A 17,788-nucleotide genomic window follows, 5' to 3' on the forward strand; every position below is an offset into this window, starting at 1 on the left:
CAAACATGACTAAAAGAAAGGCTTTTTGGAGACTGGTAGGTGCCATCGCACTGACGTTATTTTTTGTTTATAGCTGGGAAGGACTTCGGTTTAATTATGATTTTGAAAACTTTTTTCAGCAAGGGGATGCGGATCTGGAATTTTATCAGAACTACCGGTCCACGTTCGAAAATGATAACGATTACCTTCTTCTGGCCCTGGGCAGGCAACCGGATGTGTACGATAGCATTTTCCTCGAAAAAGCCCTGCAACTGGAAAATAAAATCAGGGAATTTGAAGGGGTAGAGGAGGTGAATTCGCTACTTCGAATGGAAGAGCCCCGGATTGGTCCTTTTGGGGTAAGCTTCAGACCATTGATGGATTGGTCTTCTCCCGAAGCACTGTCCCAGACAGCCGAAAAACTTTCTGAGGAGGATCAGTGGCAAGGAAGCCTGATTAGCGAAGACCAGGATTACCTCCTGTTGGTTATTCAAAACCAACAACTTATAGGGAAGGAGGCCGGTGATTCTTTGTTCAGGTCGATCGAAAATGCAGTGCATAATGCAGGGCTTCCTGAATCTAAAATAGCTGGAAAAATAAGGGCTCAGGGAGAATTTGTCAGCTTGCTTCAGGAGGAGTTTACGCTTTTTCTTGGACTGGCGGGGATTTGGGTGTTGCTATTGTTATGGCTATTATACCGTAGTTGGTGGGCGGTGCTGCTTCCCTTCGTAATCATCGTCCTGGGAGTCTTCTGGGCCGGTTCTTTCCTGTTGGCTACCGGAGGGCAGTTGGATGTCATGCTGGTCATGCAACCTCCGATCTTGATGGTCATTGGGCTAAGTGGCCTGGTCCATTTCTTAAATCATTATCAACAATCCCTGAGAGACTCCCTGCCGAAAGAGAAGGCGGTAGCCGCTATGTGCAAGGAACTGACCCTTCCGGTGTTTTTGACAGCCTTGACGACTTCCCTGGGATTTCTTTCTCTTTATTTTACCGATATAGGGAGTTTGCGTTGGTTTGGTGTGTACACGGGATTGGGAGTTCTTTTTATGTTTCTGGCACTGGTCACCCTGCTACCCTGGGCTTTGCTGGTCTTTCCTGCCCTGCCATCGGCTGAAAATCAGGATTGGGCCCGGCGCTGGGATCGGGTATTGGGCTCGGTTTACAAGAAGGTGATCACCCGGGGAACCCGTATTTCCTTGATTTTTGTCCTGGTCAGCCTGGGTGCCGGATATTTGATGGCTCAGGTGAAGACCAATGGCTACATCGTCGATAGCTTGCCGGAAGATCACCCGCTAAAGGAGGATTTTCGATTTTTTGATCAAACCTTTGACGGGTCGAAGCCATTGGAAGTTTATCTGGAAGTGGGGAATTCGGAACAAGGTTTATTTGACTACGCCGTCCTGAAGGAAATCAAAAAACTGGAGGATTTTATAGGGGATAATTACGGTACGGGTGCTATTTTGTCTCCCCTCACCCTGGTGAAGGGAATCAATAAGGCACAAAACAGCGGGAATCCAAATGCCTACACCCTCCCGTCTGAGGGCAGCTATGAACGCATGGCTCCGATGATGGAGCGGTGGATGGATGAAAACGAATGGAAATTGTGGACGGAAAACCTAAAATCCGGAAGAATTTCCGCTCGCGCTAAAGATGTGGGTAGTTATATCGGATACCAGCAGCACGCAAGGCTCGAGGCATTTGTAGCCGATGAAGTGAACGAAAATTTGTTACAGGTACGGCTTACCGGCACTTCCTTTCTGATCGATAAAAGTCACGAACAGGTCACTCGGAAAGTTTTTTCCGGATTGGGATTCGCTTTTTTGTTAGTGGTTTTGGTGATTGGATTGCTATATAAATCCTGGAGAGTGGCACTTATAGCATTGCTTCCAAACATCATTCCCCTGGTATGGGTGGGGGGGGTCATGTTTTTACTGGGGGTTGATTTTAAATTATCCACTTCCATTGTATTTGCGATAGCTTTTGGAATTGCCGTGGACGACAGCATTCATTTCCTAAGTAGCCTGCGCATGCAACTGGCCAAGGGATTTCCTTTTGAGAAAGCGCTCAGAATTACGTTTCTCACCACCGGAAAAGCGATCATACTTACTACTATTATTCTTTCTTCCGGTTTTATGGTATTGGCCTTCAGTGATTTGGAGATTCCCTGGTTTACGGGAGTTTTGGTGGGCTTATCCTTGTTTTTCGCTTTAGTGGCAGATCTATTTTGGCTACCGGTACTATTGAAGTACCTCCAAAAATGGATTCAGAAAAAGACAGGGCTGGCTATTCAGGAAAAGCAAAATTGGCCGAAATAGGGTAGTGGTCGGAATAGTCAACTTCCCGGTGGGTGCGAAATTGTTGGATTTCTAGGGGGGCATCGAAAAAAATATTGTCTATGCGAAGGAAAAAAAGCACCTTATTATAAGTAAAACCGAATCCTCTTCCCATTTCCTCGAACGCATTTTTCAGCACTTCTTTAAAGCTAAAATAGGTGTAACTGTAGGGCAGATCGTTAAAATCTCCGGCCAAAATGACCGGGTAGGGGCTATTTCCTATATGGTCTTTTAAAATTCGTGCTTGTGAGGCCCTCATTTGTATTCCTTCTTTTAATTTCTTTATGGTGCTGCGGTATTGGCTTTTGATTCCTTCCAGGTTATTCAAGTCAGCAGCCCGGATATTCATGGACTCCAGGTGGGTGTTGTACACGCGAATGGTATCCTGCCGGATTTTAATATCCGCAAACATGGCCCCATTGTTTTTCTTGTTGTCAAAAACCTTACCGCTGTTGATGATGGGGAATTTGCTGAAAATGGCGATACCGTAGGCTCTTTTTTTTGGATTACCGTCTACCGGCAAAAAAGCATGTTCGTAAGCTCCGTCCTTACTCAATATTTTTAGCGCATTTTTGGAAGGAGTGGTAAAATCCTGATAGAATTCCTGAAAACATTTGATATCCGAAGGATTATCGCGGGCCCATTGTACGGAGTTTATTATCAGCTCTTCCCGATTGGGGCCCCAATTGTTGTTGAATAACATTACGTTATAGCTTAAAATGGAAAAGCCTTCTGTGGTAGTATCGGGAGTATTCCATTGGAAACTGACCGAAAGAAATTTCCATCCAATCACGAGGGCAAGAATAGGAAAAATGATTAACCTTAATCTGCCAAATAGCAGCAGGACAATTAAGAAGAGGTTTAGTAGAACAAAAACGGGTATCAGCAGGGAAAATAATCCGGTATAACCCCAGCTTTCGGGAGATACGTGAACACTGAAAAAAAGGAGCACAGAAACGAAAAAGAAAGAAACGATTATGAAACGCATAGGATAGCTGAAATTTCAACACAAATTGGTGAAAAAAACATACAAGAAACAACAAATTCATTTTTTTTGCCGCCCAATCCCAAAATGGACTTCGAGTATGGCTTCCATTCTGCGACCGGATACTGGTCTGATTCCCCAAATGTACTACCTTTTCGTAGGGGATATTCGAATATCGCTTCCATTTTGCTGCATTATTCTGGTAAATGAATATGGCAGGGCAGAAAAAAATACATAAATTAGAATAAAATTAAACAAGGTTATCCATGTGTACGACGATAAAGAATTTTTATCACCTATTTGGCTCATTTCTGCTATTTTTCATTTGGTCCTGTTCCGGACCTTCAACGAATAATGCCGGTTCGGAAGCGGATGCGACCATGGAGTCCGCTTCTGAAGAAGAGCGAGCCAGTCCACTGAAAACCACCTCCGGAGAAATCGGGGATAAATCCATAAAGGTGCAATACGGTTCACCTGGCATCAAAGGCCGGGAAATCTGGGATGACCTGGTGCCCTACGAAGAAGTGTGGCGGACGGGAGCCAATGAGGCTACCTATATCACGCTGGAAGAGGAGGTACTAATAGAAGGGGAGCCATTGGCTCCAGGAAAATATTCTCTTTTTACCATTCCCAGAGCCAACGATCCCTGGACCGTCATCTTTAACGCTGAATGGGACCTGGAGCACGGGCATTTCCAATATGACGAGGAAAAAGACGTATTACGGGTTGAGGTAACTCCTACCTGGGCCAACGAAAGCCAGGAATGGCTGTCCATTGAGGTTGTTGCGGATGGTTTGGAAGTAAAATGGGAAAAACTGGTATTACCCATCACGATTGAATGAAATACATCGGGTTCTTTATTTCGTTAATGGTCACCTTGCTGATCGCGGTAGGGCTATCGATAAACCTGGCCGGTTTGCCTCCCCTTGCCAGTATATTTGATCCTTTTCGGGGATTTTGGCAAAATATGACGAGTGAAGATCGAAATCCGATGGAGGAACTGGATTTGGAAGGCTTAATGGCCCCTGTGCAAGTGAAATACGATTCGAACCTGGTACCTCATATTTTTGCGGAAAATGAGGCTGATTTGTTTCGGGTGCAAGGTTACGTGACCGCCATCCATAGGCTGTGGCAAATGGAATTTCAGGTACGTGCAGCCGAAGGCAGGCTATCAGAGGTAGTGGGGGAAATTGCGTTGAATCACGACCGGGAAATGCGTCGAAAAGGGCTGGGTTTTGGTGCTGAAAACAAATTATCCTTCCTGGAAAAAACGGATCCGGAGACCTTGAGCCTCATGAAGGCATACGCTGACGGGGTCAATGCCTACATACGGAATTTGTCCCCCGGTGACCTTCCCATCGAATACAAATTGCTGGACTACCAGCCCGAACCCTGGAGCCCGTTTAAGACCCTTATCTTTTTAATGAACATGGCGGAAACCTTGTCCGGCGACCGGGATCTGGCCTATTCCAATTTTAGAAATCTTTTTGGCGAAAGCTGGATGCAGCAATTATTTCCGGAGTACCCGGAGGGAACCCGCCCGGTGGTGTCAAAAGAAAACTGGGGTTTTCAACGGGAACCGGTTACTGTTCCCCAACAGAACTACCCCGATTCGGGCTTGGTTTCCAGTGTACTGCCTGATAAAGAACCCGGATACGGATCAAATAATTGGGCGGTGTCCGGAAGTAAAACAGAAAGTGGATATGCGATGCTTGCCAATGATCCCCATTTGGCATTGAATCTTCCCTCGCTTTGGTATGCGATCCAGTTGAGCACGCCAGATTATTCCGTTAAAGGAGCAAGCCTTCCCGGAGCCTTGGGAGTCATCATTGGATTTAACGAACGAATAGCCTGGGGAACGACCAATGCCGACAGGGACGTAAAAGACTGGTATAAAATAACTTTTAAAGACGAGTCCCGGAAAGAATACCTGTACAATGGGCAGTGGATTCAGAGCACCACCCGATTGGAACGTATCAAAATAAAAGGTCAGCAAGATTATCTCGATACGGTGGTGTATACGCATTACGGGCCGGTGGTGTATGACAGAAACTTTCTCATGGAGGGGAAGCCCACCGATTTTGCATTGAAGTGGACCGCGCTTGAGGGCTCCAATGAGCAGCGAACCTTCCTACGGCTGAATCAATCAAGAGATCACGATGATTTTTTAGAAGCCATTGCCAGTTATGCTGCTCCCGCGCAGAATTTTGCCTTTGCCGATATCGATGGAAATATCGCTATGTCGGTTCAGGGAAAATTTCCCATTAAATGGACTGGACAGGGAAAATACCTGATGGATGGCAGTGATCCGGATTTTGAGTGGCAGGGCTGGATACCGCAGGAGCATCAGGTTCGGGAATTCAATCCGGATCGGGGTTTCGTCATGTCGGCCAATCAGCACCCTGCTTCCGAAAACTATCCCTATTATGTCTTTGCAAACGAATTCGAATATTTCCGAAACCGGAGAATTCAGGCGCGTTTATCTGAAATGCAGGCCATTTCGACAGCAGATATGATGGCCCTTCAATTGGATAATTTTGACCTGCATGCTTCGGAAATACTCCCCTATATGCTGGAAAATCTGGATAGCAGTTACCAAACACCCCTAAACCAAAAATGGATACCCCCCCTACAGTCCTGGGATTTTGATGCGGGAGCGGATATTTCGGCTCCGGCCATTTTTACTTCCTGGTGGCGTAATTTGCAATCGGCCTTGTTCGGGTCCTGGAACCCGGACCAACAGCCCCTAGTCTACCCCAATAAATACGTGCTTTCCCGCTTGCTGCAGCAGGAACCCTCCGGCCCTTGGTTTGATGACCCCTCCACGACGCAGCAAGAACAGTCCGGACATTGGATTGGTAAGGGGTTTGAAAGGATGGTCGAAGAGATGGAGGCACTGGGAACCCCTGTGGATTCCCTGACCTGGGCCGATTACAAGGGTACTACCCTGGCACACATCATTCCCAATCTGGAGGCATTTGGAAGAAAAAACATACCAATAGGGGGCGGGAAAAACATCGTAAACGCCACCAGCGACGACTGGGGGCCAGGTTGGCGAATGGTGGTGGAAATGGGGCCGGAAATTCAGGCCTTCGGTATTTACCCTGGCGGGCAGTCTGGAAATCCAGGGAGCCGTTTTTATGACAATATGATCGACAAGTGGGCTTCAGGTGATTATGTGAAAATGGACCTGAAGGATTCGGAGGAGGAGGAAGGATTGCTTTTCAAAACACTTTTTAAACCGGAATAAGATGCGTCTACTCGTTCAATTGCTACTGAATGCACTGATCGCCTATGCCTTGGGCGGGCTGGTTCCTTATTGGGTCATCATGATCCTGATTGGGGCACTTGCCGTAGGCTGGAAAGGTCCGGCCCTACATTCCTTTATTGCAGGGGCATTAGGGGTTGGCCTGGTTTGGCTACTGGTTCCACTGATCACTTGGTCTGCCACTGATTCGGATTTTCCCGAACGGATTGCCAGGATCATGGGGATGGAAAATGGTGCTGTTCTGGTGGGAATTACCAGCTTGCTGGGTTTTTTGATTGGTGGATCAAGTGCCCTGACCGGCAATTTACTGTTGAAATTATTCCAGCGAAATCAATTTTACTAAAGCCTTTCAGGTAGAAAGCGTTGGTGCTGGAATACCGCATCCGGTTTTTTTTATCAAGGCATTTTCCTTAAATTAGAAGCTGTTAGTAGTGTTTTTAACGAACCTTACCGAAATACCTTTTTATACCAAGCAACCCACAGCCAGACATGTCCAAAACGATTATTGTTTCCAATAGACTGCCCATTAGTTTGCAACACAAAAATGGCAAGTTCGAATTTAAACCCAGTGCAGGTGGATTGGCCACTGGCTTGGGTTCCATCTATAAGGAAGGAGAGAATATATGGGTAGGCTGGCCTGGGAATGATGTAGCCGATGAAGAGCAGCGAAGTGAAATTGTCGAGGAGTTGAAAAAGCTGAAAATGGCACCCGTTTTTTTGACCAAAAAGGACGTAGAGCTTTATTACGAAGGGTTTAGCAACGAGACCATTTGGCCTGCCTTTCATTATTTCACTCAATACATCAATTACGAGGATTCTTACTGGGAAGCCTATGTGCAGGTAAATCAGAAATTCTGTGACGCGATATTGGCCAAGGCAAATCCGGATGATACCATCTGGGTCCACGATTACCAATTACTCCTCCTGCCAATGATGCTTCGGAATCACCTTCCCAATGCGACCATTGCTTTTTTTCAACACATACCCTTTCCGTCCTACGAGATCATCCGCATGTTGCCATGGAGAAAGGAAATGCTAGAAGGGATGGTGGGTTCCGATTTGATCGGTTTCCATACGTATGACGATATGCGCCATTTCCTCAGTGCGGTAGGGCGTATTCTGGGGCTTTCCAATGAAAGTGGGTTTATTCAGGCAGATAACCGGTTGATCAATGTGGATTCGTTTCCCATGGGCATTGATTATGAGAAATTTGCCAAGGCCGCTGAAAGTAAAAAGACGCTGAACCACGTTAAGAAATTTAAGGAAATGCTGGGGGATCAGAAGTTATTGATCACCATTGACCGGTTGGATTATTCCAAAGGAATTCCTCAACGTATCAAGGCTTTTACCCAATTATTGGAAGACCATCCGGAATTCCATGGCAAGGTTTCCATGATCATGGTAGTGGTGCCTTCCCGGGATAAAGTAAAATCATACCAGGTACTGAAGGAGGAAATCGATACCCTGGTAGGGGGGATCAACAGTAAGTTCTCCACCCTAAATTGGGTGCCGGTACATTATTTCTACAGGAGTTTTCCATTCAATGAGTTAAGTGCCTTCTATACCATGTCAGATATCGCACTTGTCACCCCGCTGAGGGATGGGATGAATTTGGTATGTAAGGAATTTGTGGCCAGTAAAACCCATAAAAAAGGAGTGCTAATCCTTTCGGAAATGGCTGGTGCCAGTAAAGAGCTGGTAGATGCCATACTTGTGAACCCAAACAATCAGGAAGGGGTTGTAAGCGCCATTGTAGAAGCCCTTTCCATGGACGAAGAAGAGCAAGAGTTACGGATAAGTTCCATGCAATCCAGCCTGAAAAAATACGATATTTTTCAGTGGGTAAAGGTATTTATGGACCGGCTGACACACGTCAAGGAAAAACAAACCGAGTTGGAATCCAAATCCCTGGATCCTAAAATTGTGGGGCAATTAGTCGACTCATTTAAAGCCGCTAAGCGGCCCATCGTTTTCTTGGATTATGACGGGACGTTAGTAGGATTCAAAAGTCGTCCGCAGGATGCTTTTCCCGACGAGGAGCTGAAGTCCCTGGTCGCCACGCTCTCCAAGGTATGTCAGGTGGTCATTATCAGTGGACGGGATAAGGAGACCTTAGGCAAATGGTTTAAAGGCCAACACGTAGATATGATTGCCGAACATGGCGTTTGGCTCAAAAAGAAGGACCAGCCGGAGGAATGGTCCTTGTATGCAGATGTAGATGATAGCTGGAAAGAAGATATCCGACAGGTAATGGAATATTATGTACTGAGAACTCCGGGAGCCTTCATCGAAGAAAAACACCATTCCCTGGTTTGGCATTACCGGAAGGTGGAGAGCGGCCTGGGCGACCTGCGAATGAGAGAGTTATTCAGTCACCTTAAATACATGGCCAGGGGCCACAATTTGCAAGTGCTGGAAGGAAACATGGTTTTGGAAATCAAAAGGCCCGACATCAATAAAGGTCGTGCCGCTTTGTCCATGATGAGAGGCGAAGAGTACGATTTTGTGATGGCCCTGGGAGATGATTGGACAGATGAAGACACCTTTAAAGCCATGCCCAAAAATGCCTACACCATACGGGTAGGTTACGCCTACACGCAGGCAAATTACAACATCAAGAACCCTAAAGAGGTCCGCGTATTGTTGAAGAAGTTGATTGATTAACCGGCTGTCTCCAATGGTATCCCGATTGAGGATGCCATTGGCGTTTAAACCCGCATGTAATCTCCTTGCCAGTCTTGGATGGCTCTTTTTATTTCTCTGGGGCTTAGGTTTTCTTGAATAGCCCGGTCTATCAGTGGGATGAGTTCCTTACTTCCGGCAAAGCGCAGGGCAATGAGTTGCTTCATTTTCAATTTCTTTTCCAGGTGCAAAAATGGTTTGCCCGAAAGCTGGAAATACCGCAACCTCATTTCCAGCCGGATGATGCGGTTTTGATTTTTCAATGCATATATTCGGGATATGACGGGCAGCAAAAAAAGGACCACCGCTCCTAAAGCCAGGTAAAGGCTATTCAGCCAATCCCCACCCGCTGCAAATGCTTCTGCCAGGTTCCAGAAAGACCAGGAGAGTAAAATCAGCGTAAGCGGAGCCACGACATAATGGTGCAGCGGGTAATATCGGCTATGGTTGGCGTAGTTTTGCATAGTAGTTAAAAGTTGCCTGTTTGATTGATCGCAAAAATAGGAATTCTAAGGCAGTAATCAGTTCGATTTGGATTTAAAAGCGGTCATTAGGAAAATGAAAACTTGTCAAACCAGGCAAGCAAGTGTCGAAGCAGTCATTTGTTTCAATCCTGTCATAATAACCAAATTTTAAAGGTTATTAAAATAAATGATTTTCTCATTCAATTGTTTAAAATTTAGCTCTCCGCCCGTTTCCTTTAAATGGGTCATGATGGCCAGGGCCTTGTTCAACTGGCTTTGCGGATTTTTCACCTTTCCGGTTAGGTAGACTAAACTTCGTTGTTTTCCTTTCGTGAGTGCATAAAAATGCTTGCTAAATAGTTCATCCTGCTCCAATAGGAGTTGCAGGGGTTCGGGAAGGGAATGACCAAACTCCGAAAAATCTGACGTTAAACTTACCTGCACCAGTGATTCGGGATTTAAACGAAGGGTTGTTTTTATCTTTTTGTTGACCAAGACAAACCAATAATCCTGGCATTTCATCAAGGCTGCCGAAAAGGTATGGCTATCATTTAGCGTGCAAATGATTCGTTTATTTCCTTCCCGCGTGAGCTCACGGACCACTTCCTCCGGAACGGGCAGGTGATATTGCCACAAGTCCGAGTGAAAGTTTTTCAACTTGCTCTGAAAGGCGTGTTTCATGGGGAAGTGAGCGGTTGATTTGCCGACCCTTGAAGTATCCAGGTTGCGAGCTTTTCCATCATCGGCTCGTGCATGGTTTCCTCGATTTCGCCGTATTCGGACACGGCTCCGGTTGGAGCCGTTTGAAACAAATGGTTCAGATTTTCAAAACGATGTATTTCAAATAAATCCTTTTCCATCGCCTCCAGGACTTGGAAATGAAGAACTAATGGAAGTTTTTGGATACCCAAATCCAGTTCTCCTCTCCAGGCCCCACTAATTTCCTGGTTTTGGGCAAATAGTCCTGACGCCATAAAGGTAATGGCCCCTACACAGCCCCAAAACAATAGCAGAGAGGTGCCGGATGAAACAGCACCGGATCTTTCCCGGGAGAAGAAGGGGAATTTATTCCATAGCGGCAGGCATTTCATTTTTAGGGATCAGGTTTAGCAAATTTTGACCATTGTCTTTATAGATGGCCTCGTTAAGTGAATAGAAATAGGCCCCTTTTTTTGAAGTAGATTTATCCTTTTCTTTTTTCTTTTTCAGGATGTTGCTAGACAACAGTTTCCGAGTAAAATTCCGTTTGTCTATCTTGGTGTCGAAGAGTCCTTCGTACAAGGCCTGCAGCTGAGGCAAGGTAAACTTCTCCGGAAGCAATTCAAATAAGATAGGGTGAAGCGATGCTTTATAACGGAGGCGATTAAGTGCCATCTGCACCATTTCCTCATGGTCAAAAATCAGTTGGGGTAATTCTTTCATCAAAAACCAGCGGGCATGGAAATCGTCGTTGATTTGCTTTTCGTATTTTTCGATATCGATCAGGGCCATGTATACGACACCCACCACTCGCTCCACCGGGTCTCGATCCGGACGGCTAAACGCATGCATTTGATCCAAATATACGTTTTCCAATCCGGTTAGCTGTTTTAGGATTCGCGTGGCCGCTTCATCAAGGGATTCTGTGGGCTGGAGAAACCCGCCCATGAGGCTCCACTTTTCTTTTTCCGGCGCAAACCCACGCTGAACCAGTAATAATTTGTAGTCTTGACCATCAAACCCGACAATGATGCAATCCACGGCAACTAAAATTCTGGTTTGATTAGAGTATTTGATCATTTTGTGTTCTAAATTTTTACTCAAACGCAGGTACCCAAGAAGCATTTATTACTAAGATGACCTGCGCCGGCGAAACATACTTTATTGTAAATAAACTGAATGATTTGGGCAAATAAAAGAAAATTTTCATCCCTGTTTTCATATAGACAACCACATATTTACTTAATATTTTTTTTAAACAGAAAATGCTTCTCTACTTTTTGTAAGATTCAATTTTGATTAGGTAATTACTTTATTAGCACATTAGGACTTTTGATTTTCCTATTAGCATTACTAAAGCAACCGCGAATGGACTAATGCGTAACCTTTCGTGCAGGGGTCGAAAGTAGCGGTTTTAATTTAAAACAAGCATTTGAAAATAAAAATTATTTTTATTTTAAGAAGTAATTAAAAAACATGTTATATTTATTGAATATAGAATTAGATGGTAATCTAAATGTATTTTTTAGAATAATAATTTTAATTTTTAATTAAATTGCATAAAATATTCTGTTTGGTATTACCAGCAAATAGTCTAGAGTATTTTTTTTGTTAGTTTAAAAAGTAATTTAAAATTGGTGGAATTAATTTCCAGGTGTTAAAACGATGGTTAAAAAAAAGAACTAATTCTTGCCCGCCCCAGGTAAACACTTTACCTCACAATTATCAATTCAATTTATAATAAATCCATTTATGAAAGTAAAATTACGAACCCATGACATGGTGGGGTTTATCCCGCTGTGTCTTATGGTATGTCTCATTTTTCTTAACTTTAAGACTGAGGCTCAAATTCAAAATGCATTGCAAAACAATACGGCACTTGCCGTTGTTTCAACCAAATTTATTTCCTCCTCGCCAAAATCAGTTGTCGTTTCAAAATCTCTGGTAGAGGTAATCGTTTCTGGTACCGTTGTGGACGAAAACGGCCAACCTATCCCTGGAGCTACTGTATCTGTTCCGGGAACTTCAATAGGCACTGCCACTGACCTGGATGGAAAATACTCCATTACAGTACCGGATGGATCCTCGCTGGTATTCTCTTTTATTGGCTTTGAAAGTCAGACGATAACAGTGGGAAACCAGCAGACCATAAATATAACACTGGCAGAAAGTGCGCAAGCATTGGATGAAGTGGTGGTCGTAGGGTACGGTACCCAGCAAAAAGTAAACCTGACTGGTGCGGTGGGGGTAGCGACCAGCGAGCGTCTGCAGAATAGACCGATTGCCAATGTAGCAGAAGGATTGCAAGGCGTAATCCCTAACCTGAACATTGCTCCCAGAAATGGAGATCCTTCTCAAAGCCCTTCGTTTAATATTCGTGGATTTCAGTCGATAAATGGAGGTTCCCCACTGATTCTGGTGGATAATGTTCCCATGGACTTAAACAGAATTAACCCCAATGATATCGAAAGTGTATCCGTGTTGAAGGATGCGGCCGCAGCTGCCGTTTATGGTGCTCGCGCCGCTTTTGGGGTGGTGTTGGTCACTACCAAAAGCGGGAAAGCCGGTAAAGTAAGAGTGTCCTTAAATAGCCAGTTTTCACTAGCCAAGCCGATCTTTAATATGGATCCGGTCACCGACCCGCATGACTTTGTAAATGCACGAAATATAGCAAATATTCGAACCAATGGGGTACCTAGTTTCGATGATGACATGGTGGAGGGAACTCGTAGATGGTCTGAAAACCCAATCCCGGAAAACGAATGGGGTGTGGTAGATGGAAACCTCCGTTTTTACGGATATAACAATTACCAGAACAATATCATGACTGATTTCGCACCCACGCAGCAGCATGACTTGTCCATTTCTGGAGGATCCGAAAACTCAAACTATTTTGTTTCGTTTGGCCACCTCAATAAAGATGGGTACCTGGACTCAGACCGCAATGAAAACTTCAAGCGGTACAACATCCTGATGAAGGGTGAATTCAAGGTAACGGATTGGTTGACCCTGGACGAAAAACTGGTGATCAATTCCCAGCAGAGTGACAAACCCTTTTTTTACAACTGGGATGTGAATATCAATTCCCTGGCAAGGGTGAACCCCACTATGCCGATTCAGTTTCCTGACCTTCCATTTTACGTCCAGCAGGGTGATCGGAGCCAATACGAACCGTATATCGGCATGTATTTCGGCGGCACCAATTTCTGGCCTTATCTGGAAGATGGAGGAAGGTCTACCTGGACCAACAATGATATTTGGATGACTCAGGGCGCTACGCTTACGCCTGTTAAAGGCCTTACGATAAAGTCTAATTTCTCGTATAATTTCTTCCACCGAAGTGAGCAGAATGTGGCGAGTAAAGTAGAGATTGTCGATAACAATCTGCTAGCCGCCAACTTGATCAGTAATGGCTTTAGTGGCAATGATTTTATTGATGAGCAGAGCAATTACAATCAATACTACGTCTTTAATGCCTTCGCAGATTATCAGTTTTCTTTGCCGGAAATTCACAGCCTGAATACTATGATTGGTTTTAATCAGGAGTGGGGACAAAACAAGTACATTAGGGCGCAGGCAAATACACTGCTTACTCCTTTGATTACCGATTTGAATGCCACCACAGGACTGCAGCAAACTTCAGGAAGTAGTAGTCATGTTTCCTTAAGAGGTGCCTTTTATCGGGTAAACTATATTTTCGATGAAAGATTTCTGCTGGAAGCCAATGGCCGATATGACGGTACTTCGCGTTTTCCTCAAGATAGTCGATTCGGTTTCTTCCCCTCTTTTTCTGCAGGTTGGAGAATCTCGAATGAAAACTGGATGGCGGGTACCAGCAACTGGATGGATGAACTGAAAATCCGGGCTTCTTACGGAACGTTGGGTAACCAACTATTGGGTAACAACTATTACCCCTATATTCCTACTATGGGAACCGGCCAATCACCCTATATGATGAACGCCGGGCAGCGAACACCGTTTGTATCTCCTGCTGGATTGGTAAGTCCGACCTTGACTTGGGAAACAGTTGTATCTCAGAATATTGGTCTTGATTTCACTTTATTTGGTGGTAAAATTGATGCCTCCTTTGATGTGTTTTCGAGAGAAACCAAAGATATGCTGATGAGGCAGCAATACCCTTCTATTTTGGGAACAGGAGCACCACAGTCCAATGCGGCTGATCTTAAGACTACCGGCTGGGAACTGGCATTAACCTGGAGAGACCAGGTCAGAGACGACCTGAATTATGACGTCACCCTGGCCTTGTCAGACTGGACGGCAGAAATAACCAGATTTATCAATCCCGAGGGAGTGATCAACCAGTATTATGTAGGTCAACAATTGGGCGAAATTTGGGGTTACGAGACGGTGGGGATTTTCCAGACGGAAGAAGCGGTGGATAATCATGCCGATCAGTCTCGCCTGGGAGCCAACTGGAGACCTGGAGATATTCAATATGCGGACCTTAACGATGATGGGGTGATTTCACCGGGTAATAACACGCTTTCAGAACCTGGAGACAGAAGAATCATTGGAAACAATACTCCTCGCTATAGCTTCGGCGTCAATAATAACCTGCAATGGCGGAACTTCAACTTGAACTTATTCTTCCAGGGAGTAGGGAGAAGGGACCATTGGCCAACCTCCGGAAACTGGACCTGGTTTTTCCCTTTCAACGCGGGTCATGTGGAAAAATATTTCATCACCGATTCCTGGTCTGAAGATAATCGGGATGCCTATTTCGCCCATCCCCATATCTCCACCAATGATAAAAAGAATATTCAGCCCCAGACCCGATTTTTGCAGAACGCCGCGTACATACGCCTTAAAAATGTCAACTTGGGCTATAATCTGCCCGCCGGTTGGATGTCAGCGATCGGCTTTCAAGAAGCCAATATCTATTTTGCAGGGATGAATCTTTGGGAATATTCTCCTATCCGGAAGCCATTGGATCCTGAATCCATTTATGCCGGAGCGATAGAATATCCGATGCAACGGAATTATACCATCGGAGCGAGAATAACCTTCTAATTTTAAAAACTGAAATTTCTATGAAAAGCAATATATATATCGGTAGCATCGTGTGTCTGATGGCATGCCTGTTTACTGCTTGCAATGACGATTTCCTGGAACGCTTTCCTTTGGATGAGGTAAGCAATGAAACGTTCTGGAATACAGAAAATGACCTGGCCACGTATAACAATACCCTCTATCACATGGCTTTAAATGATAATGAGGTACCCATCATGATGGCGCATCATGAAGGTTTTAATAGTTTAGCCTGGAGTTACTATTTTCAGGATGAATTTGCCGATAACCTTGCTCCCAGGCATGAGCGGCATTTGTTTTTCCAACAGGTAAGAGCCGGGAGACAAATTGTTCCTAACGATGCCCAGTGGTTTGGCTATAGTGGTTGGAATTTTGTTCGGGCCATAAATATAGGTCTTGAAAATTACGGAAAGGCGTCCATTTCTGAAGAAGCTCGAAACAAGTACATAGGAGAAGCGCGACTTTTCAGGGCCTGGTTTTACGCTGAAAAAGTCCAGAAATTCGGAGATGTTCCCTGGGTGGAAAAGGAGCTCAACATTGACGATGAAGAGCTATTTGCTGCCAGAACGCCACGAGAGGAGGCCATGGACAAGGTGTTGGCCGACCTGGAATTTGCCACGACACATATTCCCAATGATTGGGGCGATGGCAATGAACCCGGTCGCCTGAATCGATGGGCAGCCCTGGCAGTGATGGCGCGGGTATGTTTGTTTGAAGGTACCTGGAGAAAGTACCATGGCGGATCAAACCCCGAAGTGTGGCTTAGAAAAGCGGCAGAAGCGGCCAAAGAAGTGATCGATAACAGCCCCTATGACGTTTACAGTACCGGTGATACCGAAAATGACTACAATGCCTATCACCGGGTTTTAGACGTAAGTGGAAACCCTGAGGTGATGGTGTGGAGAAGATACCAATTGGGTATTTACACCAATCACGTGCAAAGTTATTTCAGTTATACAGGTGGCGCTACCAGAAGTCTGGTAGAAGACTACCTGGCAGCAGATGGCTTACCTATTTCTTTATCTCCGCTATATCGGGGGGATGAAACCATCGAGGATGTTTTCGAAAACCGGGATCCTCGTTTAAGGCAGTCCATCCTGCACCCGGAGGATACTGAAAAGTATAAGTACCATGTGAATGATGGAAGGGAATACCCCCGAATTGTAGGCATGCCTGGTGGCTATACTACGACTACCGGCTACCATATCATCAAGCATTACAATGCAGACGATATGATTGGTAAGGCTTACAATACTGCCGAAACTCCGGGAATCATTCTTCGGTATGGGGAAGTACTACTAAATTATGCCGAGGCCGTGGCGGAATTGGGTGAAATTACCCAGGCAGACTTGGATATGAGTATCAATCTTTTGCGTGACCGGGTTGGAATGCCTCACCTTGACTTAAATCCTCCCATGGATCCCCGATATGCAACTGACGGAATATCTTCCTTACTTGTGGAGATCAGGAGAGAGAGAAGGGTAGAATTGTTTTTGGAAGGTTTTCGATATAATGACCTGAAGCGCTGGAAGCAGGGTAAAAAACTGGAGAGTCCTGATTTGGGTATCCGATGGACCGCGGATGCAGAAGCCAGATATGCCGGTGCCGCCATACAGACCAGTGTGGATCCTATGAGTGGAAATACCTACATTGATGTGTACAAAGGCACGGATTGGGCTGATCCTGTATTTGATGAAGGCAAGCATTATTTATGGCCGCTACCATTAGATGATTTAGCACAAAACCCGCAATTGGAACAAAACCCTGGTTATAACTGATAAGTGCTGAGGTTTAATTAATTACATTTTAGGGGTATAAGCCTGTCCAGACGATAGAAGTTTGGGCAGGCTTTTTTTATGTAGTTTTAAATTAAGGTGGTTTTATTTTTTCGTGTTTTTAAAGATAATAAGATTAGATTTTTCCTATATTATTTCTAAAAATTACATTTTGCAGCAATATAATTTCGAAAAAATAAGTGATGGTTGATCCTGTTTAAGTGCAATTCCCTTCACCAAATAAAAAAAGTCCTATTTTTCCTTTTTATTTATTGGATATTTCTTTAGACTTGAAGATGATAGGTGAAAAACCTAGATATATGGTATTCTGACATGATAAATGACTTAGTTTAATAGTTAGTTTCTATTATCTAAATTATTTTTCGTTGAAAATAGAATAGATCCGCGAAGATTATCACCTAATTGCGGACATATGTTTCATATTTAACCTAAATGCCTATGGAAAAAAAGCAAGAAAAGTTTTAACTTATCCAATTAAAGTAAAATGCTGGAATGACTTCCATTCCGGGATTTCAAACTCAATTAACAAC

At 44.6% G+C, this 17,788-nt stretch carries 12 protein-coding genes; 7 read left to right on the forward strand and 5 right to left on the reverse strand.

Going from position 1 to position 17,788, the window contains the following annotated elements; translation table 11 throughout:
* Positions 1-5 precede the first annotated feature (5 nt).
* Positions 6-2,297, forward strand: coding sequence for an efflux RND transporter permease subunit (locus GJS45_RS03695; protein WP_162340118.1), 2,292 nt, complete (start codon positions 6-8; stop codon positions 2,295-2,297).
* Here GJS45_RS03695 and GJS45_RS03700 read toward each other — a convergent pair.
* Positions 2,266-3,303, reverse strand: a complete 1,038-nt coding sequence (locus GJS45_RS03700) for an endonuclease/exonuclease/phosphatase family protein (RefSeq protein ID WP_162340119.1) — start codon at positions 3,301-3,303, stop codon at positions 2,266-2,268. The two genes, GJS45_RS03695 and GJS45_RS03700, sit on opposite strands and share 32 nt — an antisense overlap.
* A gap of 263 nt (positions 3,304-3,566) precedes the next feature.
* Here GJS45_RS03700 and GJS45_RS03705 point away from each other — a divergent pair, with 263 nt between their 5' ends.
* From GJS45_RS03705 to GJS45_RS03720, 4 genes are all read left to right on the forward strand, one after another.
* Positions 3,567-4,142 carry a DUF2911 domain-containing protein gene (locus GJS45_RS03705; protein WP_162340120.1) on the forward strand — a complete coding sequence of 192 codons (576 nt, stop codon included), beginning with the start codon at positions 3,567-3,569 and terminating at the stop codon, positions 4,140-4,142.
* Positions 4,139-6,550, forward strand: a complete 2,412-nt coding sequence (locus tag GJS45_RS03710) for a penicillin acylase family protein (protein WP_162340121.1) — start codon at positions 4,139-4,141, stop codon at positions 6,548-6,550. Before GJS45_RS03705 ends, GJS45_RS03710 begins: the two co-directional genes overlap by 4 nt.
* Position 6,551: 1 nt before the next feature.
* Entirely contained in the window at positions 6,552-6,911 is a 360-nt protein-coding gene (locus tag GJS45_RS03715) for a hypothetical protein (protein WP_162340122.1), read from the forward strand.
* A gap of 146 nt (positions 6,912-7,057) precedes the next feature.
* Positions 7,058-9,232, forward strand: coding sequence for a bifunctional alpha,alpha-trehalose-phosphate synthase (UDP-forming)/trehalose-phosphatase (locus GJS45_RS03720; protein ID WP_162340123.1), 2,175 nt, complete (start codon positions 7,058-7,060; stop codon positions 9,230-9,232).
* Positions 9,233-9,276: 44 nt separating this feature from the next.
* Here GJS45_RS03720 and GJS45_RS03725 read toward each other — a convergent pair whose 3' ends face one another.
* The 4 genes from GJS45_RS03725 to GJS45_RS03740 form a co-directional block, all read right to left on the reverse strand.
* On the reverse strand, positions 9,277-9,714 hold the full coding sequence (locus GJS45_RS03725) for a DUF6526 family protein (RefSeq protein WP_162340124.1): 438 nt from the start codon (positions 9,712-9,714) through the stop codon (positions 9,277-9,279).
* A 168-nt stretch (positions 9,715-9,882) separates the two neighbouring features.
* Entirely contained in the window at positions 9,883-10,395 is a 513-nt protein-coding gene (locus tag GJS45_RS03730) for a DUF1905 domain-containing protein (RefSeq protein ID WP_162340125.1), read from the reverse strand.
* Positions 10,392-10,805, reverse strand: a complete 414-nt coding sequence (locus GJS45_RS03735) for a hypothetical protein (protein ID WP_162340126.1) — start codon at positions 10,803-10,805, stop codon at positions 10,392-10,394. The genes GJS45_RS03730 and GJS45_RS03735 overlap by 4 nt, the downstream gene beginning before the upstream one ends.
* Positions 10,780-11,493: an NUDIX hydrolase gene (locus GJS45_RS03740; RefSeq protein WP_162340127.1), complete on the reverse strand. Its 714-nt coding sequence runs from the start codon at positions 11,491-11,493 to the stop codon at positions 10,780-10,782. Before GJS45_RS03740 ends, GJS45_RS03735 begins: the two co-directional genes overlap by 26 nt.
* A gap of 672 nt (positions 11,494-12,165) precedes the next feature.
* On the opposite strand from GJS45_RS03740, the gene GJS45_RS03745 reads away from it, so the two are divergent.
* Both GJS45_RS03745 and GJS45_RS03750 read left to right on the forward strand, forming a co-directional pair.
* Positions 12,166-15,444 (forward strand): SusC/RagA family TonB-linked outer membrane protein, encoded by a 3,279-nt coding sequence (locus tag GJS45_RS03745; protein WP_235954577.1) that lies wholly within the window; start codon positions 12,166-12,168, stop codon positions 15,442-15,444.
* 20 nt (positions 15,445-15,464) lie between these two features.
* Positions 15,465-17,240 (forward strand): RagB/SusD family nutrient uptake outer membrane protein, encoded by a 1,776-nt coding sequence (locus GJS45_RS03750; protein ID WP_162340128.1) that lies wholly within the window; start codon positions 15,465-15,467, stop codon positions 17,238-17,240.
* The last annotated feature ends 548 nt before the right edge of the window (positions 17,241-17,788 follow it).

It is taken from the genome of Cyclobacterium salsum (genome assembly GCF_010119245.1).
Classification (GTDB): Bacteria; Bacteroidota; Bacteroidia; order Cytophagales; family Cyclobacteriaceae; genus Cyclobacterium; species Cyclobacterium salsum.

Excerpts from the sequence above, each read along its gene's own strand:
- GJS45_RS03725 (WP_162340124.1), bottom strand. The coding sequence starts at position 9,714 with ATGCAAAACTACGCCAACCATAGCCGATATTACCCGCTGCACCATTAT.
- GJS45_RS03700 (WP_162340119.1), bottom strand. The coding sequence starts at position 3,303 with ATGCGTTTCATAATCGTTTCTTTCTTTTTCGTTTCTGTGCTCCTTTTT.
- GJS45_RS03745 (WP_235954577.1), top strand. The coding sequence starts at position 12,166 with ATGAAAGTAAAATTACGAACCCATGACATGGTGGGGTTTATCCCGCTG.
- GJS45_RS03750 (WP_162340128.1), top strand. The coding sequence starts at position 15,465 with ATGAAAAGCAATATATATATCGGTAGCATCGTGTGTCTGATGGCATGC.
- GJS45_RS03710 (WP_162340121.1), top strand. The coding sequence starts at position 4,139 with ATGAAATACATCGGGTTCTTTATTTCGTTAATGGTCACCTTGCTGATC.
- GJS45_RS03740 (WP_162340127.1), bottom strand. The coding sequence starts at position 11,493 with ATGATCAAATACTCTAATCAAACCAGAATTTTAGTTGCCGTGGATTGC.
- GJS45_RS03720 (WP_162340123.1), top strand. The coding sequence starts at position 7,058 with ATGTCCAAAACGATTATTGTTTCCAATAGACTGCCCATTAGTTTGCAA.
- GJS45_RS03715 (WP_162340122.1), top strand. The coding sequence starts at position 6,552 with ATGCGTCTACTCGTTCAATTGCTACTGAATGCACTGATCGCCTATGCC.
- GJS45_RS03735 (WP_162340126.1), bottom strand. The coding sequence starts at position 10,805 with ATGAAATGCCTGCCGCTATGGAATAAATTCCCCTTCTTCTCCCGGGAA.
- GJS45_RS03705 (WP_162340120.1), top strand. The coding sequence starts at position 3,567 with ATGTGTACGACGATAAAGAATTTTTATCACCTATTTGGCTCATTTCTG.
- GJS45_RS03730 (WP_162340125.1), bottom strand. The coding sequence starts at position 10,395 with ATGAAACACGCCTTTCAGAGCAAGTTGAAAAACTTTCACTCGGACTTG.
- GJS45_RS03695 (WP_162340118.1), top strand. The coding sequence starts at position 6 with ATGACTAAAAGAAAGGCTTTTTGGAGACTGGTAGGTGCCATCGCACTG.